The organism is Streptomyces sp. NPDC048442 (assembly GCF_040651475.1).
GTDB lineage: Bacteria > Actinomycetota > Actinomycetes > Streptomycetales > Streptomycetaceae > Streptomyces.
Map to the genome: position 1 here is coordinate 54,597 of NZ_JBEZKB010000014.1, position 22,748 is coordinate 77,344.

General features: G+C 69.3%; 21 protein-coding genes and 5 pseudogenes. 10 read left to right on the forward strand and 16 right to left on the reverse strand.

Annotated elements, in window-relative coordinates; genetic code table 11:
• Nucleotides 1–109 precede the first annotated feature (109 nt).
• A pseudogene (locus AB0D18_RS21695) lies at nucleotides 110–734 on the reverse strand (substrate-binding domain-containing protein); the annotation flags it as partial.
• A gap of 6 nt (nucleotides 735–740) precedes the next feature.
• Between AB0D18_RS21695 and AB0D18_RS21700 the strand changes: the two are divergent.
• Nucleotides 741–1,126 (forward strand): annotated as a pseudogene (locus AB0D18_RS21700) (glycosyl hydrolase 53 family protein); the annotation flags it as partial.
• A gap of 78 nt (nucleotides 1,127–1,204) precedes the next feature.
• Here the strand turns inward: AB0D18_RS21700 and AB0D18_RS21705 are convergent.
• The 3 genes from AB0D18_RS21705 to AB0D18_RS21715 form a co-directional block, all read right to left on the reverse strand.
• Nucleotides 1,205–2,161 (reverse strand): hypothetical protein, encoded by a 957-nt coding sequence (locus AB0D18_RS21705; protein ID WP_362420838.1) that lies wholly within the window; start codon nucleotides 2,159–2,161, stop codon nucleotides 1,205–1,207.
• A complete protein-coding gene (locus AB0D18_RS21710) occupies nucleotides 2,158–2,703 on the reverse strand; it encodes a SigE family RNA polymerase sigma factor (protein ID WP_362421146.1) in 546 nt (181 codons plus the stop codon). Before AB0D18_RS21710 ends, AB0D18_RS21705 begins: the two co-directional genes overlap by 4 nt.
• A gap of 112 nt (nucleotides 2,704–2,815) precedes the next feature.
• Nucleotides 2,816–3,157, reverse strand: coding sequence for a hypothetical protein (locus AB0D18_RS21715; protein ID WP_362420841.1), 342 nt, complete (start codon nucleotides 3,155–3,157; stop codon nucleotides 2,816–2,818).
• A gap of 338 nt (nucleotides 3,158–3,495) precedes the next feature.
• On the opposite strand from AB0D18_RS21715, the gene AB0D18_RS21720 reads away from it, so the two are divergent.
• Complete coding sequence (locus tag AB0D18_RS21720) at nucleotides 3,496–5,454, forward strand: rhamnogalacturonan lyase (protein WP_362420844.1); 1,959 nt, start codon at nucleotides 3,496–3,498, stop codon at nucleotides 5,452–5,454.
• A gap of 420 nt (nucleotides 5,455–5,874) precedes the next feature.
• The gene (locus tag AB0D18_RS21725; RefSeq protein ID WP_362420847.1) at nucleotides 5,875–6,549 is read left to right on the forward strand and encodes a hypothetical protein; all 675 of its coding nucleotides are present in this window, start codon (nucleotides 5,875–5,877) and stop codon (nucleotides 6,547–6,549) included.
• On the opposite strand, the gene AB0D18_RS21730 is transcribed toward AB0D18_RS21725, so the two are convergent.
• Nucleotides 6,437–6,841 carry a substrate-binding domain-containing protein gene (locus AB0D18_RS21730; RefSeq protein WP_362420850.1) on the reverse strand — a complete coding sequence of 135 codons (405 nt, stop codon included), beginning with the start codon at nucleotides 6,839–6,841 and terminating at the stop codon, nucleotides 6,437–6,439. The genes AB0D18_RS21725 and AB0D18_RS21730 overlap by 113 nt on opposite strands.
• A 345-nt stretch (nucleotides 6,842–7,186) precedes the next feature.
• Between AB0D18_RS21730 and AB0D18_RS21735 the strand changes: the two genes are divergently transcribed.
• Nucleotides 7,187–7,591 (forward strand): hypothetical protein, encoded by a 405-nt coding sequence (locus AB0D18_RS21735; protein WP_362420853.1) that lies wholly within the window; start codon nucleotides 7,187–7,189, stop codon nucleotides 7,589–7,591.
• A gap of 931 nt (nucleotides 7,592–8,522) precedes the next feature.
• On the opposite strand, the gene AB0D18_RS21740 is transcribed toward AB0D18_RS21735, so the two are convergent.
• Nucleotides 8,523–8,975, reverse strand: a complete 453-nt coding sequence (locus tag AB0D18_RS21740) for a hypothetical protein (RefSeq protein WP_362420856.1) — start codon at nucleotides 8,973–8,975, stop codon at nucleotides 8,523–8,525.
• Between the two features lie 646 nt (nucleotides 8,976–9,621).
• On the opposite strand from AB0D18_RS21740, the gene AB0D18_RS21745 reads away from it, so the two are divergent.
• Complete coding sequence (locus AB0D18_RS21745; protein WP_362420859.1) at nucleotides 9,622–9,999, forward strand: hypothetical protein; 378 nt, start codon at nucleotides 9,622–9,624, stop codon at nucleotides 9,997–9,999.
• A 768-nt stretch (nucleotides 10,000–10,767) separates the two neighbouring features.
• Here the strand turns inward: AB0D18_RS21745 and AB0D18_RS21750 are convergent.
• The 6 genes and pseudogenes from AB0D18_RS21750 to AB0D18_RS21775 form a co-directional block, all read right to left on the reverse strand.
• The gene (locus tag AB0D18_RS21750) at nucleotides 10,768–10,905 is read right to left on the reverse strand and encodes a hypothetical protein (protein WP_362420862.1); all 138 of its coding nucleotides are present in this window, start codon (nucleotides 10,903–10,905) and stop codon (nucleotides 10,768–10,770) included.
• Nucleotides 10,906–11,107: 202 nt separating this feature from the next.
• Nucleotides 11,108–11,734, reverse strand: coding sequence for a DUF6000 family protein (locus tag AB0D18_RS21755; protein WP_362420865.1), 627 nt, complete (start codon nucleotides 11,732–11,734; stop codon nucleotides 11,108–11,110).
• Between the two features lie 181 nt (nucleotides 11,735–11,915).
• Complete coding sequence (locus AB0D18_RS21760) at nucleotides 11,916–12,275, reverse strand: hypothetical protein (protein WP_362420868.1); 360 nt, start codon at nucleotides 12,273–12,275, stop codon at nucleotides 11,916–11,918.
• Between the two features lie 142 nt (nucleotides 12,276–12,417).
• Nucleotides 12,418–13,059, reverse strand: a pseudogene (locus tag AB0D18_RS21765) (IS5 family transposase); the annotation flags it as partial.
• A 23-nt stretch (nucleotides 13,060–13,082) separates the two neighbouring features.
• Nucleotides 13,083–13,315: pseudogene (locus AB0D18_RS21770) on the reverse strand (RacP protein); the annotation flags it as partial.
• Nucleotides 13,316–13,507: a hypothetical protein gene (locus tag AB0D18_RS21775; RefSeq protein WP_362420871.1), complete on the reverse strand. Its 192-nt coding sequence runs from the start codon at nucleotides 13,505–13,507 to the stop codon at nucleotides 13,316–13,318.
• Nucleotides 13,508–13,904: 397 nt separating this feature from the next.
• On the opposite strand from AB0D18_RS21775, the gene AB0D18_RS21780 reads away from it, so the two are divergent.
• Nucleotides 13,905–14,210, forward strand: a complete 306-nt coding sequence (locus AB0D18_RS21780; protein ID WP_362420874.1) for an aldo/keto reductase — start codon at nucleotides 13,905–13,907, stop codon at nucleotides 14,208–14,210.
• Between the two features lie 69 nt (nucleotides 14,211–14,279).
• Here the strand turns inward: AB0D18_RS21780 and AB0D18_RS21785 are convergent, their stop codons facing one another.
• Nucleotides 14,280–15,131, reverse strand: a complete 852-nt coding sequence (locus AB0D18_RS21785; protein ID WP_362420877.1) for a helix-turn-helix transcriptional regulator — start codon at nucleotides 15,129–15,131, stop codon at nucleotides 14,280–14,282.
• Nucleotides 15,132–15,179: 48 nt separating this feature from the next.
• Between AB0D18_RS21785 and AB0D18_RS21790 the strand changes: the two are divergent.
• The 3 genes and pseudogenes from AB0D18_RS21790 (at nucleotide 15,180) to AB0D18_RS21800 (ending at nucleotide 16,862) form a co-directional block, all read left to right on the forward strand.
• Nucleotides 15,180–15,517, forward strand: a pseudogene (locus tag AB0D18_RS21790) (carboxymuconolactone decarboxylase family protein).
• 35 nt (nucleotides 15,518–15,552) lie between these two features.
• Complete coding sequence (locus AB0D18_RS21795; protein ID WP_362420880.1) at nucleotides 15,553–16,395, forward strand: SDR family oxidoreductase; 843 nt, start codon at nucleotides 15,553–15,555, stop codon at nucleotides 16,393–16,395.
• Entirely contained in the window at nucleotides 16,392–16,862 is a 471-nt protein-coding gene (locus tag AB0D18_RS21800) for a cupin domain-containing protein (RefSeq protein WP_362421148.1), read from the forward strand. Before AB0D18_RS21795 ends, AB0D18_RS21800 begins: the two co-directional genes overlap by 4 nt.
• 85 nt (nucleotides 16,863–16,947) lie before the next feature.
• Here AB0D18_RS21800 and AB0D18_RS21805 read toward each other — a convergent pair whose 3' ends face one another.
• Nucleotides 16,948–18,633, reverse strand: a complete 1,686-nt coding sequence (locus tag AB0D18_RS21805) for a PHP domain-containing protein (RefSeq protein ID WP_362420883.1) — start codon at nucleotides 18,631–18,633, stop codon at nucleotides 16,948–16,950.
• A gap of 358 nt (nucleotides 18,634–18,991) precedes the next feature.
• Complete coding sequence (locus AB0D18_RS21810; RefSeq protein ID WP_362420885.1) at nucleotides 18,992–19,939, reverse strand: tetratricopeptide repeat protein; 948 nt, start codon at nucleotides 19,937–19,939, stop codon at nucleotides 18,992–18,994.
• 267 nt (nucleotides 19,940–20,206) lie between these two features.
• Here AB0D18_RS21810 and AB0D18_RS21815 point away from each other — a divergent pair, with 267 nt between their 5' ends.
• On the forward strand, nucleotides 20,207–21,715 hold the full coding sequence (locus tag AB0D18_RS21815) for a DUF4246 domain-containing protein (RefSeq protein WP_362420888.1): 1,509 nt from the start codon (nucleotides 20,207–20,209) through the stop codon (nucleotides 21,713–21,715).
• Between the two features lie 76 nt (nucleotides 21,716–21,791).
• Here AB0D18_RS21815 and AB0D18_RS21820 read toward each other — a convergent pair whose 3' ends face one another.
• The gene (locus AB0D18_RS21820; RefSeq protein WP_362420891.1) at nucleotides 21,792–22,565 is read right to left on the reverse strand and encodes a polysaccharide deacetylase family protein; all 774 of its coding nucleotides are present in this window, start codon (nucleotides 22,563–22,565) and stop codon (nucleotides 21,792–21,794) included.
• Nucleotides 22,566–22,748 lie beyond the last annotated feature (183 nt).

A 22,748-nucleotide genomic window follows, 5' to 3' on the forward strand; every position in this document is an offset into this window, starting at 1 on the left:
GCGCACGCAAGTTGGGCAACCCCCAACCTACGCGCACCGGGGCAACCTTCCTTCAACTCACCTGTGTCTTCACGCCACTTGACTACGCGCGCGGGAGGTATCGCGTGGGTCAGGCGGACTCGCGCAGCACCAGCTCCATCGGCAGGATCACCGCTGCCGGGTCCTCGCCGCCGATCCGCGCGAGCAGCACCCGTACCATCTCGGCGCTGATGCGGTCCCATGGCTGGCGGATGGTGGTGAGGGCCAGGTCCGCCGCGGTCGTGGTAGGTGAGTCGTCGAAGCCGCCGACGACGATGTCCGCGGGGACGCGCCGTCCCACCCGCTGGAGGGCGCTGAGGACACCCTGCGCCATCAGGTCGGAGGCCACGAACACGGCGTCCATGTCCGGGGCCCGGCGCAGCAGTTCCTCGGCCGCGGCCTGACCGCTCGCCCTGGTGTAGTCGCCGGGCACGACCAGGCGTTCGTCCGCCTCGACGCCCGCCTCGGCGAGCATCTCGCGGTAGCCCGCGAGGCGTTCGACGCCGCCGGGGGTGTCCTGGGGTCTGGCGACCGTGGCGATGCGGCGGCGCCCCTGGGCCAGCAGGTGTCGCGGCGCCGTCCCGGTCGTCGGCGGCGACGTAACTCACCTTCGCCCCCTGCCCGATGGGCTTTCCGCACGCCACGACCGGCACCCCGGCCCCGTGCAGTTCGGCGGTGACCGGGTCGCCGGAGTGGCTGGAGACCAGGAGCCAGCCAAACTCCAGGCCACCCTGGACGACGCGGCGGCCCGCTGCGCCAGGCCGGTGTTCGTCGCCGAGACCGCGTATCCGTTCCGGCTGGACAGCGAGGACGCGCACACCAACATCATTGACACGCCCTCCGAACCGGTCGCCGGATACCCCGCGACGCCGGCCGGTCGGACGGCGTGGATGCGGGACATCACGAGCGTCGTCGAGGCCGTGCCGAACGGCCGTGGCCTCGGCGTCTTCTCCTGGGAGGCCACCTGGACGGCGGTCCCCGGCAACGGCTGGGACCCCGCCGATCCGGCCTCGGGCAACGGGCAACGGGCAACGGCTGGGAGAACCAGGCCCTGTTCGACTACGACGACCGGGCGCTGCCCGCGACCGGGTGGTTCCGGCACCGCTGAAGCGGCGGGTGTGACGGCTGACGATGCCCCGCCCCGGAAGGGGGTGCGGGGCGTCGTCGGATGCGGGCACGAGGTACGTCAGCCCCCGGTGGGGGCGAAGTCGCCCTTCCAGTCGGCCTGGCCTTCCGGGGTGCCCGCGATGACGGTGTACGTGTCGCCGTTCGCGTCCCGCTCGCCCTTCGCGTGCTGGTACTGGCCCGCGAAGACGTGCTGCCCGGTGGGCACGGTGCGCCCCGCCTTGAGGGTCCAGCGGAAGACGACGAACCCGCCCTGCTCCCCCACCGAGACCGTGAAGTCCTCGGGGGGCAGGGTGCGCCAGTGGCCGGTGTCGGTGACTCCCCCGTTCTGGGCGACGCGCAGCTCGACGGTGAGCGCGGTCAGCGGCTTCTTGGTCCTGAGGGTGATGTTGCTCTGCCCCCAGTGGGGATTGTCCCCCGGGGCGATCGAGCCGTCCGCCCACAGCAGTTCGGCCACCGGCACGGACTTCGGCTTCCCCGGGCGGTCCGGCGCCGGGGGCTTCGCGGTGCGCGGGGCGGGCGGCACGGTGTGCGGCGGCATGACCGTGCGGTGGGTGGCGGGGCCGGTGGGGCGGCTTCCGCCGGAGGTCGCGGACGGTCCGTCGGCGGGGGTGTCCGGGACGCCGGTGCCCCGGGGGCCGGGGGTCTGCAGGAGGTCGTCGGGGCGGGAGCCGACCGCCACCGACTGCGGGTCCTGCTCCCCGGTGCGCAGTACGGAGGCGGCGCCGTATCCCACGACCGCGCAGACTCCGGCCACCGCGGCCGTGGTGGTGACCACGCGCAGCCAGGACATCGGCGGGCGCGGCGCATCGGCGGTCCTGGTCCTCGGCGCGCGGCTCCCGCCGGTGCGCCGGGACCCCGGTGCGCGGCTCTCGGCCATGCCCCGGGCCCCTGGCACGCGGCTCTCGGCCATGCCCCGCTCGACCCGGGCGAGCATCCGCTCGCGGTCGGGCCGGTGGGTGTGGGCCGCGCCGTGCAACCGCCTGCGCAGATCGTTCTCGGTGTCGTCGTCCTTCATGTGCTTCCCCCCGTGTCCACCGCGGCCGCCTGCACCCCTTCGAGGGTGGCGTGCGGGCCGAGGCGCCTGTGCAATTCCGCCATTCCTTTCGAGGTCTGGCTTTTCACCGTACCCACCGAGACGCCCAGGGCGTGCGCCGTGTCCTTCTCGGAGAGGTCGAAGGCGTGCCGCAGTACGACGCACGCCCGTTTGCGGAACGGCAGCGCGCGCAGTGCCGTACGCACGTCGATCACCGCCGGTACGTCCGGGTCCGCGCAGTCCTCGTCGCGGTTCGACCAGAACAGCGCGATGCGCCGCCGCTCGCGCACCGCGCTGCGGATGTGGCTGCGCGCCATATTGGCGACGACGCCACGGGCGTACGCGGCCGGATGGTCGGCGGCGCGCACCCGCTCCCAGCGGTGCCAGAGCGCGAGCAGCGCGTCGGCCGCCAGGTCGTCCGCACCGTCGGCCTCACCGGTGAGGAGGTGGGCGAGCCGGGAGAGTTCGGCGTAGTGCCGCTCGAAGAAGGCGTGGAACTCGACGGCCGCGTCATCGCCGGCCACGTCATCGACGGCCACGTCTTCGCCGGCCACGTCATCGACGGCCGCGTCTTCGCCGGCCACGTCGGCAATGGCGGCGTCATCAGCGGTACGGGAACCCGGGAGCCTCAGCACGCTAACCGTCCTCCCCTGGTCCGGGAACGCCGTGCAGCAGCGCCTCGACCGTGCCGGACGGCTCCCTGTCTGCGGCCACCGTGCGCACCCGGAAGGACCGCCCGACGCCGAAAACTTTCCTTCCCCCGGCAACCTTCGCGCCGGCGGCGGCGACAGAGAGGTACCCACCCGTCCCGGTCTGCTTGAGGAGGTGCCCGCCGTCGTGCCCGACCAGTGTGAAGGTCTCCCTGGCCACCCGGCCGCCGGGGGCACGCGGCGTCCACTTCCCCTCGTAGCCCTCCTCGTTCCAGCCCCGGAGCGGCTGGCACAGCAGATCGAAGAACGGCAGCGGGCTCTCGGTCACGTGCGGGCCCCCTTGGTGAGCGGCAGGCTGGGCAGCCAATTTTTCCGAAGCGCTTCGATATGCACTCGTCGACAGCGTACATGCCAAGGTGAGCGTCGACTCGACCCCCATCACCCTTACGGTCCCTCGCTTATGGGCCTCCGCTACCCCGCAGAAGCGCCCGGCTGATTCGTACCTGAGTCTTGTTACGGCCTTGGCCTTCCCCTTAGCCTCACCCGCAATATCGAAGCGCTTCGCACACCGCCCGGCGGTCACCGCCGTGTGTCCGGGCACGCGCCACGAAGGGGTTGACCGCAATGACGCCGCACTCCCCCGTCCTCCGCCACGGGAGGCCGACCGTGTCGAGATCCTCCAGCAGCTCCCGCAGATCCCGCAGGCACCGCCGCCCCGCCACGCTCCTCCCGGCGCTCGTCGCCACCGTCCTGCTCAGCGGCGGCGGTGCCGTGACGGCCGATCAGTTCGCCGGAGCGGCCGAGCACGCGCCACCCGCCGCACGGCTCGCGGCCCCGGCCGACAGCACGGCTCGGGCACTGGCCGCCGCCCGTCCCGCCGAGCGGCTCGACCGCGGGCCGGTCGCCGTTCCTGCCAGTGGCGGCGTCCTGGTCAGCTGGCGGATGCTCGGCGACGACCCCGAGAGCGTCTCCTTCAAGCTCTACCGGGGCGGCACCCTCATCCAGGAAACACCCAAGACCAACTTCCTCGACCCAACCGGGACTTCATCTTCCACGTACGAGATCCGGGCCGTCGTGAACGGCGGTGAGCAGCCCGCTGCCAGGACGGGCGTCTGGGGCTCGGGCCGCCTGGACATCCCGCTGGACAAATCTCAGGGCGGCACCACCCGCGACGGCGTCGCCTACACCTACGCCGCCAACGACGCGTCCGTCGCCGACCTGGACGGCGACGGACAGTACGAGCTGGTGCTCAAGTGGGTGCCGTCCAACGCCACGGACGTCGCCAACTCGGGCACCTGCACGGGCCCCACCCTCTACGACGCGTACGAGCTCACCGGCCGGCGGCTGTGGCGGCTGAACCTCGGCACGAACATACGCAGCGGCTCGCACTACGACTCCTTCCAGGTGTACGACTACGACGGTGACGGCCGGGCCGAGGTCGCGGCCCGCACCTCCGACGGCTCCAAGGACGCCGCAGGAACCGTCATCGGCGATCCGGACGCCTCCCACCTCGCGGCCAACTGCGCGGTGCTGAGCGGCCCGGAGTTCCTGTCCGTCTTCAACGGGCAGAACGGCAAGGTCATGGACTCGGTGCCCTTCGAGCCCGCTCGCGGGGCCGTCTCCGACTGGGGCGACACCTGGGGCAACAGGGAGGGCAGGCTGCTCTCCGCCACCGCCTACCTGTCCGGCTCCCGGCCCAGCATGGTCTTCAGCCGCGGCATCTACGAGCGCGTCGCCCTCGCCGCGTACGACTGGAACGGCACGGATCTGACCCGTCGCTGGAAGTTCGACAGCAACAGCTCCACGAACCACGGCAAGGGCTACGACCAGCAGGGCAACCACAACCTCGCGGTCGCCGATGTGGACGGCGACGGCAAGGACGAAATCCTCTACGGCGCGATGGCCGTCGACGACAACGGCTCGGGCCTGTGGACCACCAGGCTGGGCCACGGCGACGCCCTGCACGTCGGCGACCTGGACCCGGCCCGCCCCGGCCTGGAGTCCTTCAACGTGCACGAGCACACCGACTCCGCGTACGGCTACGAGATGCACGACGCGCGGACCGGCCGGATCCTCTGGGGCAGCAGGACCGGAACCGATGTGGGCCGCGGCATCTGCGCCGATCTCACCCGCGTGCACGCGGGCGCGGAGTGCTGGTCGAGCGGCGGCGGGCTCTACACCGCCACCGGCACGAAGATCAGCGACAAGGCACCGGCCTTCGGCGGGGCGGCCTCGTACAACTCGGCGATCTGGTGGGACGGGGACGCGAACCGCGAGCTCCTGGACCACCGCTGGTCGGGCACGGCCGGGTCCGGCTACGGGCAGATCCTGAAGTACGACGGTGACGACGAGCTCACCCGCATCTGGTCCGACCCCGACGCCCGCTCCAACAACTGGACCAAGGGCAATCCCGCCCTGACGGCCGACCTGCTCGGCGACTGGCGCGAGGAGATGCTCTGGCGCAACGCCGACTCGACTGCCCTGCGGCTCTACACCACCCCGCACCCGACCGAGCACCGGCTGCCGACCCTGATGCACGACCCGGTCTACCGGATGGGCGTGGCCTGGCAGACCACCGGCTACAACCAGCCGCCCCAGGTCGGCTACTACCTCGGCACGAAGTAGGTCGAGCCGGGCCGCGGGACCGACCGTACGGGTCGGCCGACACCAAGGGGGCGCCCCTGGCCTGTCCAGGGGCGCCCCATGACGGAGCCGCTACGACACCCGCTGATGACAGCGCCGGTTACGCGTTCTTCAGGGGGCTGCTGGAACTGGGCGGAGACCCAGTGGCCGGAGAGCGGGGCGTCGGGCAGGGAGCCGGACGGGTGGAAGCCGTTGCGCACCTTGCCCCCAGGGCCTGTCTGAAGTAACGAGACGTTCCTCCAGGTCGGCGAGAATGTGGGAGATTTGCGAGGCTTGTGCGAGAGGCCCAAGGGCCGGATCCGGCTTGGTTCGGTCTACTCAAACGCCTCGGGGAAGATCACCCAGGGGCAGTTGAGTACCCGTACTCACGTGCCGTCGATCCGGCGCGCACAGGATGTGCACATGAAGCGAATCTTCGGCACGCACCATTACCTCATCTCCGCAACTGCCCTGTGCGCACTGGCCCTCACCGCATGCGGCACCACTCAGGCCGACGACAGCGGCCCCGCGACGGCGGCCAAGCCCGCGAAGGGCGCCGACGCCGCGGCGGCTCCGAAGCCGGATGCCGAGCCCGGCCCCGAGGACTCCGCTCAGCTGCTCACCTTCATGAGGTTCCTGAACAAGGTCGCCGAGCCCTGCTCCCCCGACCTCCCCACGGAGCCGCCGCTCGCCGACGACGCACCCGCCACTGCGCCGGCCTCTCAGCCGCCGACCATCTCCGACGGGCCGCCGCCCTCGCCCGACGAGTTGAACCCTGGCTCGTACAAGGTGACCGAGGAGGACAAGAAGGCGGAGGCGGAGCTGGAGGCCAGGAACAAGTGCGTCACCAAGGCGCACACCGACCGCGTCACCAAGGCGGTGAAGGGCCTCAAGGCCCCTGCGCAGGTGCGCGGCTCGCTGAACCGCAGCGGATACGTGGACAGCGTGCTGAAGACACGCGAGCAGCCCGGCACCGGGACGCGCTTCACTCTGGACCTGGGCAGCGTGTGCCTGACCGGCACGGCCGACGGCAGCGCGTCCCCGTCCGTACGGGGCCACGAGGTACAGGACCCGGAGAACCCCTGCCCCCGCCTCTGACCGGCCCCGTCGAGGCCCGGACGACCAGTTCCGGGTCGGGGAGAAGCTCCCCCGTGAGCACGCCCCGGTTGCCGACCAACGCGATCACACTCCGACTGACCTCCAGGGCCAGCCGGACCGCGGGCCGGCGGAACGTCGTCAGCGCAGGATCGGCAAACTCGGTGAGCGACGTGCCGTCGTAACCGACGACAACGACGTTTCCGGGTACGGAGAGAACCTGCCGGCGCACGCCCCGGACCGCCCCAACGCCATGGAGTCGTACTCGCCGGCTGCGACGATTGCCCCCACACACAACGCGAACTCCGTGACGAACGCGATCAGTTGCTACTTCAACTCGACCTGGAGCAGTGGGAGTTCGGGCGTGGACACGCTGCCGGCAACCACTGGATCAACGCCACCCTGATGCGGTTCGCACGGCTGACGCGCGGACAACACGCAACGCTGGAGCGGCTCCGCGTCGACCGGCAACTCGAAGAGGCCTTCACCCATGGGCCCGACCCGCTCCACCTCACCAAGATGTTCGGACTCACGAGGAGACCGCGATGCGCTGCGCGGACTCCGCCCGCCAGCTTCTGGAAACCGCCGCAGAACAGAACACCCGTGAGGGTCGGCAGTGACCTCTGCCATTCTGCTTGCCATGTCCGCACGAAATCGAAGACTGCCCCGGCACCGTGCCTGGCCACTGACCACCACCGACATCAACGAGTGTCTCGGCCCCTACCTGACCCGCGTCACGGACCTGCAGTTCCTCATCGGGCATGACAGCGGGACCATCGTCCTGGGTGCAGCATGGGTTGCTCCGAACCCCCGCAACTACGGCCACGGCATCCACCCGGACATGGTCGGCTTCCGCATAGGCGTCCACCCCGTCGATTCCGCTCAACGTGCTGCCACCCGCGCTGTTCTACGAGCGCATGCCCTCCCGCAACTCCACGAATGGATCACACGGGTGATCGATGCCGACGAGACCTGGCAACTGACTCCTCACCAGCACTACTGGCGACTCGCCGACGGCCACCTCACCCACCGCGACGAAGCGTGAACCGAGTCCGGACGGCACGTACTCCCCCACATCAGCGAGGCGCACGCGCGGATTCATGACGAACACAAGGGGCCACACCCGGGAATCAGGGCACGGGGCCCTCGGGTTCCCGCCGAGAAACCTTCAGTTCCCCTGAACACACGGGCCTCGCCGGCCTCGGGGAACAACTGACCCCACTGGCCCCTTGGAATTGATCATCTGGCAGATGTCTTCGCGTTCCACGTGCTCGCACAACGCGTCAAGGGCTGCGCGGGCGGGACCGAGCAACTGTTCCGCGCCGTACCAACTGCTGGACCGCGGTGGTGTCTTCGTCGCCCCCGGTCCGAGTCTTCTTCGCTGAGCTCCCGGCAGAGTGCAAACCCGCCTCTGCACCAAGTCAAGCGAGGCGACCGCGGAAGTAATATTCCTCGGACGGCTGCGCTGCGAGAAACTCCGTGAAGGAGAATGTTCGGCATGACGACTTGAAGAGCACCGGCCGGGCGAGAACGTTGGCGACAGGTAGGGAACTGGAGCACGGTTCCAGACGGTGATCGACGGATCTGTGCCACTTGCAGAACACCCGTCTGCTCGTATCAGTATCGCTTCCATCCGCCCTCGTCCTCCATGTTCGAGCGCTGCATCGGGCTCGCCTGGTGTTCCAGCTGCAGGGTCTACTCCGGCAACATGGTCTACGTTCCACGGCAGCAAGTCCTGGTCGACCTCCTCGCCTCTCTTCCTCCTGAGCAGCGCGAGCGGCTTCTCCGTTCGGAAACGCGAGTGATCGAGTTCCTGGACCGCGAGGCCCGAAGTCGGCAGAGGTGAGAGACGGCGGCCGGCCGCGACCAGGAGGAGGCGCGCGGCGGTGCTCGCCCAGGGTGTTTGCCGGCTTCTGTGCACCAAGTCAAGTGGTATCGGCTCGACGGGTCTTGACCGGTTTCAGTGTGAGAGCCAGTCACCTGTGTCGCGGTGACGCCCGAGGCCGATTGCGGCGAACTCGTCGACGTGATTGCCCTTTGCGACGCCGAGCCACCGCAGCACCTGAGAGCTCGGAATGCCGGTCGTCGGCGACGGCTCCCCTTCGGCAAGGCGCAATGCCAAGCACTACCTGGCCTGCATCCCAGACCTGGGCGGTCTGGGTTCCTGCCCCACCGAAGTAATCGGCCTCGACGTAGGCCACCGGCCCTGCCTCCGAGCACGTGGTCAGCAGCAAATCGGAGCCCGCTGGTGCCTTCCAGAAGCCGTCGAGTTCGAGTGCTCCGGCGACCGTGACCGCATCGAACAGCGCGTCGGTCATCGGCAGGAGCCAGAGGTGTTGGGCGAGAGGAACGATGCACGCCTCTGTGGTGGAGCCGACCAACTCGCGGAGTACGGATTCGGTGGCAATGGCCGCCTGCAGTCGATACATCCCCTCATCCGACTCCGCTCATGATCGACCGGCAGCATCTACTCGGCGGAGTGCGGGCCCGTCTTGCCCGTGAACGGAAAGAGCGGATAGAGCCCTCCACGCACTGGCCTCCGGGTGGGTGGTACGGCCAACTCATCCCCAACCGGTACAACAACGTCAACGCGATGGCGAAGCCGAGCGGTGCGAGCCACATGGCGGCCCGCCCGCCTCGAAAGAGCCGACGCCGTATTGAGAGTTGGAGTAGAAGCAGCAGCAGAGTCATGCAGAGCCACACGACAGGCATGAGCATCTTCAGCCCTATGTTGTTGCTGGCGTCGTTTCCGAGCGGTCAACTCGCCCACGACCGAACGGTCCACGCTGTGCCGCCATACACGCCAAAGGCGCAGAGAGCGGGAGCCAGCAAGTACCAGCCGCACCCCGGCGCAGAAGCGGGCGCCCCACCTTCCGTACTCGAGACCTGCATTCCTACGCCTCCCCCGAAGGACAAACGAGCCGGCCCCGCAGCGGCCGAGCTACTTCACTCACACCGACCGAATAACGATCAAGTCGGTTCCCGCCTGAGCCGCCTGGCCATGATCCTGACCCGGATGTATGACGGACGATCTCGCAGGCATCATGGAGGGCCGAACTTGAAGGAGTGACGCCCGTGAGACTGGTCTCCGCCCCCGCATACGACGAAGTGGATCTCTCCGCGTCGGCGGAGGAACTGGACCGCTTGGCAGACGTGGTGGCCCGGGGCGAGGGGCTATTCACCTCCTCCCCGGGCAGCGGCGTCCTTGCAGGAGTCGAGGTCAATGACACTCCCGGCCCCGGGGTGCTTGTCCACCTGGACTCCAAACGGCAGTTCCTGGTGATCAGCGGTGACGCCGTCGGCAGGGCAGTGCTCGCGGACAACCTGCGCGGCATGGCTTCCGCCGAGAACGGCGGTCACCTCCACGTCGAGTACCCCGGGCACGACTACCTCGTTGAGGGGTCTCTGCCGTTGGTGGTGAACAGCCCGCACGGCGGCATGCCAACTCGGTGAGCTGGTGGCTGCTCAATGTGATCAGTGATCGTAGGCGACCAACGGCCGGGTGACTGGGCACCGATTCTGTTGTTGTGCCAGATCCCGGCGGCCATCGCCAGGACGCGCTGAGCCCTTGGATGGCGACGCCCTCGAAGGTTCGACCGCCGTGTTGCTCCAGGTCGAGCTGGCCTTTGAGCGTGTCGTTGACGGATTCGATCAGCCGGCGCACCTTCTTGAGGATCGGTTCCCCGAACCGCTGCTTCTCCCGCTCGCGAGAGAGCCTCAGGAGTTGGATGCCCTGCTCGGCGAGGGCTCTCTCGAAGGGCAGACCACGCCCACGGCGGGTGGCGTCGGTCGGTGCGACGGCGGCCCCCAGTACCCAGACCGCGCCCCACGGCAGGCCGCCCGCCGGATCGCCCGCAGCGAGGTCGCCACGGCTTCCCAGAACAGGAGCACCGGCAGGAGGACGAGCAGCAGCACCTCTGGTGGCAGCTCGGTCTCGCGGAGCGCGGGTACGAAGTCGAGCAGAACGCCAGCGGCCCGTTGCAGTACGGGAGCGACCGCATTGAGTCGGTGCGCGAGAGCACCGCTCACCAACCGCTCACCAAGAGAGCTCAGCCGAGCAGCACGACGAACTCAAGAGCTGCCACGATGCGTTCTCCTGAGAGATGTGGGGCTGTGGGGACCCTTGGGGAGCCCTTGGCCCCTTGGCCAGGGTGGGTCACCATGTCGTCGCGACCGTTCTCAGGGGGATCCACGTGTCGCCGCAGCGGCCGGAGTCGGTGGTCAGGAGCAACCGCCAGTCTGCGCGCTTCTGTACACCGTCGCGTCGGTCATGGTCCGGACGGTGTCTCCTTCGACCATGTCGTCCAAGTAGGCGTGGTGGGCCTGGTGGATGTCCTCCCGGTCCGTCTGAGAGCCCATCCTTGAACCTCTGCTGATCTCGTGCGCTCGTCGCGCGATGACCACCGATTACCGGCATCGGTCCTCGCCGACTTCTTCGGCACCAGCAATACCGCCCGCTGGACCGGACAGGCCAGACACGCTCGGCTACATCGCGTCCCGCACACAGACCTGACTGTTCCCAGGCGTGTCGGGCAAGAGATCACCACGAGATGTGAAGCCGTCATCTCACGTCGGCGCATTCGTCGACGACGGCATAGAGCCGACGAATGAGGCTCAAGACGGAGGGGAGAGGGTCCGGGTTCGTCTGCATGTGAGGCGCGTTGTGGAGCCACTGCTGCCACAGGCCGTCCGGGCCCAGGAATCGGTCGGCCTGATCGCTTCCAAGATTCAGGCTGATGAACTGGAGAGCACCCATGACGACGGTCTGGTCGTAGCCGAGGTCGGAGCGGCAAAGGTAGCGATCAAGGTAGGCGGCGAGCAGATCAGCATCGCGCGCCGTTCCGAAACTGGCCAGGGCCACGCAGTAGGCCAACCCAGCACAGCAGACCTCACTGGTCAGTAGGAGTTCTCCGAGGCGCTCACGGAACTCGGTCCGGCGGGAGACGGCTACGAGCCAAGCTGCTGTTCTCCGCTCTCGCCAGCCGCCCTCAAGCAGGGTGGCGATCTCGTCTGCGGTGATGAGTCCTGCGTCGTCGCGGAGATCGTGTATGAAGCGGTCGTACTCAGGGCTTCGCATGTGTAGCAAGCCGCCGCCGAGCTTCATGTAACGCCGTCGCTCGCCCTCGGGCGTGACATAGCGGCGAACCAGGGCAAGCAGTTCGGGGTCCCCGTGGGCATGGCGTATCACAGGGCCGATCCTGCCTCGTTGGCGCGCAACGAGGCCACCTCTTTCTGAGAACCCCCATCTTGAACCTGCCGGGCAAGGCTGTGCAGGTCGGCCGCGACCGGGCAGTCGTTGAAGCAGCACGTTGGGCCCGCCTGTAGAGCTGTGCCGACAGCTGAGGTTTTCGTACCTCGTAAGGAGGTGCTCAGGTGAGGAGACGCCAGTCCTGGGGATCAAAGCAGACGTGGCCGAGTGCACGGGCCCGCTCCACAGCAAACTCCGCGGCCTGGTCGTACTTGCTGAAGACCATGCCGAAGTAGATCAGCGGACCGCTGGCTTCGCTGATCAACGGTCCGGTGGACCAGGGGATGGCGTCGTCGGCTTCTTCGTCGCCCTGGCCGAGGTCGGGCCAGCGCTCCACCAGGTCCCCGACGAGTTGTCTGATCAGATCAGTGGGCGGGATGCTCTGCCCCATACATGCGGCACGAAGGGCGTCGAAGACGTTGACTGCCACCGCATCGTCGGAGGGGCGCGGGCCTTCCCAAACAGCCAGGTCATAGCTCATGCGCACATTGTGCTGGGCTGCACTGACAGTCCCGTTACGGGGAGAGCCGAACCAGTTCGAACCCCCAAGCCGCCCAGCCCACCGTTCATGCAGCATGAACGGTTTCAACCGGTCGTGGCCGCGCTGCGTCAGGGTAGACCGCGGATCGGGTGAGCCGGCGAGTCATGAGCGTGATCGCCGCGAGAGTGAGCATCGTCTCCGAGTGCTCGGGCAGGGTTTCGTAGTCGCGCACATTCCTGCGCGCATGAAGCAGCCACGCCAGGCTCCTCTCCACCACCCACCGCCTCGGTAGAACCACAGAGCCCTTCGCCCCCTTGGGCCTGCTCACGGTCTTGATCGTCAGGTGGAGGAAGGACCTGGCCCAGTCGACGAGGGCGCCCGCGTAGGCCGAATCGGCCCAGACGATGGCGATTTCGGGGTGCATCAGCCGCAGCCGCAAGAGGGCTTCCCGGACAGCGACACTGTCGTGCGTATCGGCCGGGGTGACCATCACGCACAGCGGGAGCCCTTTCAGGTCCACGACTATGTGTCTCTTTCGGTCGGACGTCTTCTTCCCCGCGTCGTATCCGGACGTGGCGCGCGGGACGGTGGCGGCGACCTTCACGGACTGCGAATCGATCACCACCGCCACCGGGTGCGGGGACGTGCCCATGACTCGCCGGATCCGGCGCCGCAGCTGGTCACGGATCAGGTTGAAGACCCCGGCCGCCGACCAGCGGGTGAGGAACCCGAACACCGTCTTGAACGGCGGGTAGTCCTGCGGCAGAGCACTCCGCTTGCACCCCGGCGCATGACGTTTTCCTCCCGTCAGGCGATCAGGTCGAGAGTGGACTCGACGGAGTTGAGCTGGGCGAGGATGTGCCGTACCCGCTTGTCCTGCGGTCCAGGGCGGCGTGCGGGGCGATGGTGCCGGTGATCAGGCGGCGGACCTCGGTCAGCAGCACATGCACCTGGGCCGTCTCGTATGCCTCCAGGTCGTCCGGGTCGGCAGTGAACTGGTAGCCGCCCGCACGCGTGTAGATCACCGGTGGCCATCCCTTCTACGTGATGATGTCGCGCACGGGGACGATGAGGATGAGGGTGGCCGCGAGGGCCAGGGCAAGCAGGGCGGCGGACCCGGTCAGCGCGGCACCCGAGCGGGCCGCGATGTCGGTGGCCTCGTGACCGGCGGAGACGGATGCGGCCACGGCGGTCAGGATGCTCAGGCTGAGCGCGCTGCCGATCTGGTGCACGGTGTTGACCAGGCCCGAGGCGGCTCCCGCGTCCGCGGGGGGCGACGCCGTCGACGCCGCTGGAGGTCAGTGGGGCCAGCACCAGACCTTGGCCGGCGCCTTTGAGCACCATCGGCAACGCCACGCCCGTCAAGTAGGGCGTGTGCAGGGCTGAGCCACACCATGCCCACCATGGTCAGGGCGTGCCCGGCGGTGAGCACCTGCGGCCTGCTCGCCCGCTCAAGCAGCTGCGGCACCTGGACGGCGAGGACGAAGTTGACCAGCGTCATCGGCAGGAAGGCGAGACCGGCCTGCAGCGGCGTCCAGTGGTAGACGCTCTGCACGAGCTCTCGGGTCGCTACCGCAAGAACGTCACCGAGGGCCCGCCTCCGCGGCACGCCCCCGGGCCCGCTTCGACATGAGCACCCCCGCCAACCGGCAAGCTCGGTGCCGTCGAACAGCTCGCGCTCGTTCGGAGAAGGCGGGCCTCACCCTGATCGAGCTGGCCGTCGCCTTCGTCATCAACCACCCCGGCGTCACCCCGGCAATCATCGGCCCGCGCACCATGGACCAGTTGGAGGCGTTCCCGCCTGCCACCGACGTCACGCTGTCGTCCGAGGTGCTCGACGCCGTCGACGAGATCGTCGCGCCCGGTGTCACAGTCAGCCCGGTCGAGGACAGCTACGGCGACTTCGAACTGCGCGCCGACCAGCGACGCCGCTGAGAAGCGTCCCGAACTGGCCGGTCACACCGGCCCGCCCCACCGACTTCCCGCGACCCACGGTGGGTGCCCTCACTCGGCCGGTTCTGCGGTGGCCCGGTGCTGGTCCGCGGCCCAGGAGGCAAGGATGCGCAGGCCGTCGTGGGTGGTGGAGCCGACTTCGGCGGTCCAGACGACGAGTTGCTGGTCGGGATCGGTGCTGGCGGTCAGGGTGTCCCAGTCCAGGCAGAGCTCACCGGCGACGGGATGGTGGAGAACCTTTGTGCCCACGCTGAGGGTGGCAACATGGTGTGCGGCCCACCACTGGCGGAAGTCCTCGTCCTGTACGCACAGTTCACCGACCAATGCGGTCAGGCGCGGATCGTCCGGATACTTCGCCGCCTCCATGCGCAATTGCGCAACTGCGGTCCGTGCCACGCTCTTCCAGTCGGCATACAGGGTGCGCATCGCCGGGTCGGTGAAAAGGATCCGCACGTAATTGCGGTGCTTTTCCGGGACGGCGGCGAAGTCGGTGACGAGTGCCGCTGCGAGGGGGTTCCAGGCGATGACATCCATGCGGCGGCCCATCACAATGGCGGGCGTGGCAGTGAGGTCGTCCAGAACCCTGCGCAACTGCGGCTGAACCTTCTGCCGAGCCCGACGGCGCGGCTTCGCCGTCTCCTTCCCCGCCAGGCCGAACACGTAGCGGCGCTGGTCGTCGTCCAGCTGCAGCGCTTGGCTCACCGCCTCCAGCACCGGCGCCGAGGCGGGCAGCCGCCCCTGCTCCAGCCGGGTGTAGTAGTCCGTGGAGATCGCGGCGAGCTGAGCCACCTCTTCCCTGCGCAGCCCGGCGACCCGGCGCTGCCCGCCGCTGTCGGGCAGGCCCGCGGCGCGCGGGCTCAGTTCGGAGCGGCGCGCCTTGAGGAACTCGCCCAGCTCGTTCAAATGTTGCGCCGGACAGGACAGCGAAAGGACAGCGGAAGGAAGTGCATCGTGCCGGAAAGGGAATCCGCAGCACAGCCGGCCATCGGTGACATCGCCTCCAAGCTCGCCGACCTCACCGACCAGGTGCTCTTCGGCGACGTCCGGGAGCGGGGGGGGCTCTCCCCGCGGGATCGCAGCCTGGTCACCGTCACCGCGCTGATCGCCCTGTACTGCTCCGACCAGCTCGGCTTCCACCTCAAGCCGGCCCTGGAGAACGGGCGGACCGAGGCCGAGCTGAGCGAGGCCATCACCCACTGGCGTTCTACGCCGGCCGGCCCAACGCCATGGGCGCCGCCGGCCGGCTGAAGGCCGTCCTGGCGTCGGCCGACGCCCCGCAGGACCACTGACGCTCCCCCTCTTTACGCAGGAGCATCCCCTTCTCATGAGCAAGGTCATCTTTGTCACCGGTGCGGGTTGCGGCCTGGGCACCGACATCGCCCGCCAGGCCCTGACCGCCGGCCACCAGGTCGCCGCCACCGGCTGCCGCCCCGAAAACGTACTCAAGGCGCTGGGCGGTGAGTACGAAAACCTGCTGGTCACCGCCCTCGACATCACCAGCACCCACGCCACCCAGGCCGCTGTCGACGCCGCCGTGACCCGGTTCGGCCGTATCGACGTGCTGATCAACAACGCTGCCACGTTCCAGGCCGGCTACTTCGAGGAGATCTCCGATGCGCAGATGCGCGCGCAGATGGAGACGAACCTGTTCGGCCCGATGAACATCACCCGCGCCGTCCTGCCCGTCATGCGCGAGCAGCGCGCCGGTCACATCGTCACCGTCTCCTCGATCGCCGGGCTGGTCGGCCAGGAGTTCTGCGTCGCCTACGCCGCTTCCAAGTTCGGTATCGAGGGTTGGATGGAGTCCCTGCGCTACGACGTCGAGCCGTACGGCATCCGCACCACCATCGTCGAGCCCGGCTTCTTCCGCACCGAGCTGCTCGTGGACTCCTCCACCAGCTGGGCGGAACTGTCCGTCGACGACTACGCCGAGCGCACGAAGACCACCAAGGCGATGTGGCAGTCGATGAACGGGCAGCAGGCCGTCCACCCGGCCAAGCTCGCCGACGCACTGCTGAGGGTCATCGAACTGGACACCCCGCCGCTGCGGTTCGTCGCCGGCTACGACGCCATCCCCACCGCCGAGGCCAAGGGCGCGGGGATCACCGCCCAGGCCACCGCCTCCCGCACCCTGGGCACCGGCCTCGCCCACGCTGACGCCGCCTGACTCCTGCCGCCCCCCCGGCATCCGATCCGTACGAAGGAGCACGCCATGAATTCGTCAAGCCGCAGCCCACCGGCAAGGGCCCCGAGGACTGGTTCAACGGAGACGTCTGGCTCGACGTCGTCCACGCGGGCCAGGAGCCGTCCCGCATCCGTGTCAACATGGTGCGCTTCGCCCCCGGCGCCCGCACCGCCTGGCACCGCCACGCCGTCGGCCAGGCCCTGCACGTTGTCGCCGGCACCGCTCTGATCGGCACCCGTGACGGCACCGTCTACGCCGCCCACCCCGATGAGACCGTCACCTGCCCGCCCGGCGAGGAGCACTGGCACGGCGCCACCGAGGACCGCTTCATGCAGCACCTCGCGCTGTGGGACGCCACCGCCCCGGATGACGACCGCCCGGAGACCACCTGGCTTGAGCACGGCACCGACGCGCAGTACCAAGCCCCCCGCACCCGCAGCAGCCACTGACACCGAACCGCGTCCTCTTCGCCCCGGGCCGGCAGTCTTCGGGCCGTCCTGACCGGCCTTGTCTGCGGCCCGGCCGACGGCCGGCTCAGCGCACGGCGTCCACGAAGACCGGGTTGGTGTAGAACCAGGTGTCGAGCCACGGGTTGCCCTTGCCCGGCTCGTGCGGCAGGGGGCCGTGGGGGTCGGTCGCCGCGCCGAGGAAGCCCGTTCCGTGGCGCTTGCCGTCGCTGCCGCGCAGCCGTACGTAGAACGATTCGTCCACCCGCCCGAGCGGGATGCGCAGGGTGTACGTGCCGCGGCGGCCCGACACGTCGGCGGTGTGGGCGACCCTGGTGTCCGGGGCGTGCCAGTCGTCACGGTCGGCGGCCGGGCCGTGCACCGCGCCGCGGATGACGTCGACGTGTTCCAGGCGCGGCAGCACACCGTACGGATTCCGGCGGGACGCCGCGGTCACCGTGACGGTGAGGGTGAGCCGCTCGCCGCGCCGGGCGCGCAGCCGGCCGCCGAGGGTGGCGCTGTTGCCGTGCTCGCCGCGCACCTTGACGTCGATGCCGTCGACGAGATGGCCGTGGTCGACCCAGACCCGGCCTGCTCGCAGCCCCGCCATCACGTTCCGGTAGCCGTACCGGGTGACGCCCACGTGCGTACGGCTGAACTGGCCGGGCCAGAAGTCGCCGCCGGGCTGCGGTTCGGTGGTGTGGTACGGGTCGGGGAGGCGGCCGGTGCTGTCGAAGTCCTGTCCGGGGGGCCAGGCTCCGTTGACCCAGGTGTCCTGGGCGACGCGGTGGACGTCGGAGTTGGAGGTGATGGTGAAGAGCTTGCCCTCCGCGAGCATCGCGTCCCACAGGCCGCCGACGGTCGCGGTCGCCCAGTCGAAGCCGCCGTAGGTGACGTACGCACCCCGGGGGTAGCCGGGCCAGGAGTCGGCGGAGGGTGAGTTCGTGTACTCGCCGCGGACGTTGGTGGCCGGATGCCAGCCCGGGATCGCGCCGGCCTGGGCGCCGGGAGCGCCCTCCATGCCGATCATGATCTCGGGTGCGGCGTCGCGCCAGCCGCGTATCTCGTGCGGTGAGTCGATGCCGAGCCGCATGGGGTGGTTGGCGAGGACGAGGACATCGTCGACGTACCGGGTGCGACGCTGTTCGGCCAGCCACTTGAGGGCCTTGATCGCGTGCGCCTCGTTGCGCGGGGTGTCGGGGTGCGTCGGGGCGCCGGCCGTGTAGCCGAGCAGCTTGCCGTCGAAGGCGTCCTCGAAGCGGGTGAGCAGATCGACCTCGTGCCGGCCGGGCGGTGAGAAGACGGTGCAGTGCTCGGCGCCGGGGACGTACCACTCAAGGCCCTGGAAAATCAGCATGCGCCTGTTCTCCGCGCGGGCCCGCAGGATCTCACGGTGTTCACGCGCGGCGCCGAACTCGGCGTGGCCGACATTGCTGTGCTCGGTGAAGACCATCCAGTCGAGGCCGAACTTCTCTCCTGCCTTGGCCAGTTGGGAGAACGTGTACTTGGCGTCGTGGCTGTAGACGGTGTGGTTGTGGTGGTCCCCGACCAGGTAGACCAGGTCGGGGGCGTGCTCGTGCCCTCCTCCGTGGCCGTGCTCCTGGGGCCGGTGCACCCGTCCGTCGGCCAGCGCGGGCGAGGGCAACGAGGCGGCGGCGAAGGCCGCGCCGAACAGTCCGGCGCGGCGCATCAGCCCTCGGCGGCTGAGCCCTTGCGGATCGAGCGACTCCGCGGGCACCTGGGGGTCGGCCCATTCGGGCACGGGGTGGGACATGGGGACCGGCTCTCCTTCGTGCGGACGGCAGCGATCCGTGATCCGGGGCGCACCACTAAGAGGATTTCTGCACTCCGGAACGGCCGGGTGAACTACGGGCGAAGGCGGGTGAACTACGGGCGAAGGAAGGGGGCGCCCCCATGGCACACCGGCGGCGGGCGGACGGGCGCCGGGGGCAGGTGGACGGGCGGACGGGGGCAGGTGGACGAGCGGACGGCGACGGGCGGATGAGCGTCGGCGGCACCACACGTCCGCCGGTGGCCGCAGGGATCGGGGCGCCGCTGCTTGCGCCATGTCGCCCTCAACTCGCGTGTACAGCCGGGAATTCCACGCCGCCGGGGCCGTCGGCCCGACGCAGCTAGCCCGCCGGGGTCTCGTGCTGGTGGACCTCTGCGTGGTGCGGCTGCCAACGCAGGCGTCTGGCCGCGGTCTTTACCTGCCGGGCCTCCGTGCGGTAGCCGGTCCGGGCGAGGTGGCGGGCGAGGTAGCGCCAGTGGTCGAGGAGTTCGGCCGACTGGCGGGCTCGGTGGTCCGCGGGAAGCAGCGTCACGAGCTGGACGGATTCGAGGGCGAGCAGGGGGACCACGGTGTCGTTGCCGAGTGCGGCGTGGCACTTGGCGAGCCTGGCCACTATGTGGAGGTGGACCTCGCGGTGGTCGGCGGGCCCGTCGGGGACGGAGGTGCGGTGGATGTCGAGGGCCTCGACGGAGGTGCGGTGGATGTCGAGGGCCTCGACGGAGGTGCGGTGGATGTCGAGGGCCTCGACGGAGGTGCGGTGGATGTCGAGGGCCTCGGTGAGGGCGGCGAAGGCCTCCTCGTGGCGGCCGGTGTCGGTCAGGCGTACGGCCATGTTGTGGAGGCACCGGGCGAGCTCCGCGCGGTGGTGCCCGGTGGGGTCGAGGCCGCGGAAGAGTGCCACCGCTTCCCTGGACAGCGGGAGCGCGTCCTCGGGCCTGCCCAGGTCGGCGAGCCGGGTGCCGAGGCTGTCGAGGGAGTCGGCGAGGCGTGGGCGGCCGAGGTCCGGTTCCTCGGCGGCGATGTCGCGGAAGAAGCCGACGGCCTCGTCGGCGGCGCGCAGAGCCTCTTCGTGGAGTCCGTGCCAGGACGTCACGAGGGCCAGGTTGTGCAGGGAGGCGGCCAGGGCCAGGCGGGTGTCCACGCCGTCGTCGGCGACCAGTTCCCGGCGGGCGAGCCACATCGCCTCGCGGCCCAGCCGGATGGCGGGCTCGTAGTCGCCGGCCTTGGCCAGGGCGAGACTGAGCCGGGTGTGCTGATCGATCTTGACGAGCTCGGGCCTGGGCATCATGTCCTCCGGGGTGCGGTCGCGGCCGGCTCGGGCAGGCCCCGCTCCCGGGGGCCGGCCCACCTGCATGATCCCCCGGACAGTACGCGACGTAAGCCCGAGGCCGCACCTGGGGGCCAACTCGCGCAACGGGGAAGGAAGTTGACTTCGGCCGCTCGCGCCGGGCCCCAGGTTCCCCCACGTGGCTCCGACACCGGCGCAGAGTCGTTGTCAGTCCCCTGAAGTAGCCTTCCCCACGCCATCGCACACCACCTGGAAGGACCGAGAGAGTTGACTGCGCTGTCCCCGTTCCCACTGCCCTTTGCCGCTTCCCGCACCGCCTCGTCCGCGCGGCCCCGGACACTGCGGGAGCTCGAAATGATGCAGTGCAGCGCCCACATACGGTCCAAGCCGGAGTGGTTCGCCAAGATGAACGACGCGGAGATCGTCGCCAGATGGGCGAGGGAAGCGACTGACCAGGGCCTCACCGATGCACAGGTTCGCTATGTGCTGGCCGAACTCGCGCACTACGCCGGGCTGAGGAGCGAGCAGAGCGGCATCGAGGTGTCCGCCGTGGACGGGGTGTGGCAGTCGGACACGCTGGTCGACGACGGGCTAAGGTCCCGACTGCGCGAGGCGGTCCGGGTTCTGGAGGAGGTCCCCGAAGCGGACAAGGACTGGCACCCGGGATCCGACGGCCAGGTGCTGGACCTGGTGCACCCCTCACTGTTCTGCAACGTACGAGAGGTGAGCGGCGGGCCCGAGCGGGCCTGGCAGCACCCGGAGACGACCAGGTGGACGCAGTACGAGTTCTCCGACAAGTTCCAGTGGCTGCCCACGGATGTCGAGGTCGGAGAGGACGGCGAAATCGCCTTCCGCTCGTACGTCAACAATGTCCACCCCGTTGATCACCACGAACTCGCCGCCGTCCTGCCCGACCTGTTCGGCCGTATGCGCCCCCTCTTCGAGAATGTGCTCACGGACCTGAACGATCCCCGGCCGCTGCGGATCAAGGCCGATCCCTACTCGTGGTACGACGGCACCGAGCCCGTCGAACCCGACGGTGAGAAGGGCGACGACGGCTACGAAGAGGCCTACAGGGCCTACGAAATCGCCATGGACGAGTGGTGGCAGGAGCGCGTTCCGGCAGTCCCGGACGCCCCGGAATTCAGCCCGCCCGCGTTGCCCGACGACGCCGCGCGAGTCGACCTGCGCGGCCGCCGTCTCCAGGTCATCGCGAAACTCGCCACCATTCATCTCACCCCGGAAAAGCCCGAGTACGCCGGTGGTTCCTGGCACGTCGAGGGGATGCTGAACGAGCGGATCGTCTCGACCGGCATCTACTACTGGGACAGCGAGAACATCACCGAGAGCCGGCTGAGCTTCCGGGCGGCACTCGACGAGCCGGACTACGAGCAGAATGACAACAACGGGGTGAGTGAGGTCTACGGTCTGGACGACGAAGACCCCCTGAACCAGGTGCTGGGGTCGGCCCCCACCCCGGCGGGCCGCTGCCTGGCGTTCCCGAACGTCCTGCAGCACCGCGTCGGGGCATTCCGCCTCGCGGACCCGACCCGGCCGGGGCATCGCAAGATCCTTGCGTTCTTCCTGGTCGACCCTTCGCAAAGCATCGTCTCGACATCCGATGTGCCGCCGCAGCAGCCCTGGTCCGACACGTCCACCATGACGCTGGAACAGGCCAGGGCATACCGCGAACAGCTCATGCAGGAACGCAAGTTCTTCGTCGCCGAGCACAACGAGCAGCTCTACGAGCGGGAGTTCTCCCTCTGCGAGCACTGAGCCTTGAACCTGACGGCGGGTGGAAAGACAGGATCGCCCGGGAGGTGCGGCTGCTTCCGTGCGGTCGGGGCCGGGCTCAGTGCACCGGGAAGCCGAAGGAGTAGCCCTGCTTCTTCAGTTGAGGCAGGAGCCGGCGCAGGGCTTCGACGGTCTGCGTACGATTGCCGCCCGCGTCGTGGAAGAGGAGTGTCGGGCCGTTGTGGAGTTCCCGCTCGACGGTGGCGACGATGGCGTCCGTACCGGGACGTTCGAAGTCCTTGGTGTCCACGTTCCAGCCCAGCGGGCGCATGCCCCGGCCGGCGGCGAGCGTACGGCTGTAGGGGGTGAAGGCCCCGCCGGGCGCCCGGTAGTACATCGGCCGAACGCCCCCGGACGCCTCGGTGATCATGCGCTCGGCGTCGAGCATCTGCTGCGACTGGTAGGTCGGGGACTTCTTGTCCATGGCGGTGTCGTGCGACACCGTGTGGTCACACAGCCGATGCCCGGCTGCGACCACCTTTTTCACGAGATCCGGGTGGGCCTGCGCCTGCTTCCCCACCATGCAGAACGTGGCCTTCACCCCGAACTCCCGCAGCAGATCGAGCACTTGAGGGGTCCATACGGGGTCGGGGCCGTCGTCGATGGTGAGGTTGACACCGCGCGGCCCCGCATCCGAGGCGTGCGCGATGGTCACTGCGACCGGCTTGACGGCGCTGCCCGGCGTGGCCGGCGCGTTCGCCCCCGGCGCCGAGTTGCCCTCGGCACTGGCCTGCGCGGTCCACACCGAGACGCCGGTGGCGAGCATCGTCACCCCGAGCGCGGCCCCGACCGCCTTGCCGTACCAGCTCCGCCCGCCGTCCTGTCGTACCATGTCCGCCCCTTTTCGCGCAGTTCCTCGCCGATCCCCCGGTCACCCTTGCAACCACATGGCAGGACGGGACAAGGCGGCAAAGGGCTGCGCCTGTTACCGATCGCGAACAATCCCGGGAAAGTTCGCGGACAACTCGCCGCGGACGGCGGCCGGCACCCTGCCCGTCGGCCGGGTCGGCCGCGG

Bases quoted from the DNA above. Each gene is read 5' to 3' on its own strand.
- AB0D18_RS21705 (WP_362420838.1), bottom strand. From the start codon at position 2,161: ATGAAGGACGACGACACCGAGAACGATCTGCGCAGGCGGTTGCACGGC.
- AB0D18_RS21725 (WP_362420847.1), top strand. From the start codon at position 5,875: ATGAAGCGAATCTTCGGCACGCACCATTACCTCATCTCCGCAACTGCC.
- AB0D18_RS21735 (WP_362420853.1), top strand. From the start codon at position 7,187: ATGTCCGCACGAAATCGAAGACTGCCCCGGCACCGTGCCTGGCCACTG.
- AB0D18_RS21740 (WP_362420856.1), bottom strand. From the start codon at position 8,975: ATGTATCGACTGCAGGCGGCCATTGCCACCGAATCCGTACTCCGCGAG.
- AB0D18_RS21750 (WP_362420862.1), bottom strand. From the start codon at position 10,905: ATGGGCTCTCAGACGGACCGGGAGGACATCCACCAGGCCCACCACGCC.
- AB0D18_RS21760 (WP_362420868.1), bottom strand. From the start codon at position 12,275: ATGAGCTATGACCTGGCTGTTTGGGAAGGCCCGCGCCCCTCCGACGAT.
- AB0D18_RS21780 (WP_362420874.1), top strand. From the start codon at position 13,905: ATGAGCACCCCCGCCAACCGGCAAGCTCGGTGCCGTCGAACAGCTCGC.
- AB0D18_RS21795 (WP_362420880.1), top strand. From the start codon at position 15,553: ATGAGCAAGGTCATCTTTGTCACCGGTGCGGGTTGCGGCCTGGGCACC.
- AB0D18_RS21805 (WP_362420883.1), bottom strand. From the start codon at position 18,633: ATGTCCCACCCCGTGCCCGAATGGGCCGACCCCCAGGTGCCCGCGGAG.
- AB0D18_RS21810 (WP_362420885.1), bottom strand. From the start codon at position 19,939: ATGATGCCCAGGCCCGAGCTCGTCAAGATCGATCAGCACACCCGGCTC.
- AB0D18_RS21820 (WP_362420891.1), bottom strand. From the start codon at position 22,565: ATGGTACGACAGGACGGCGGGCGGAGCTGGTACGGCAAGGCGGTCGGG.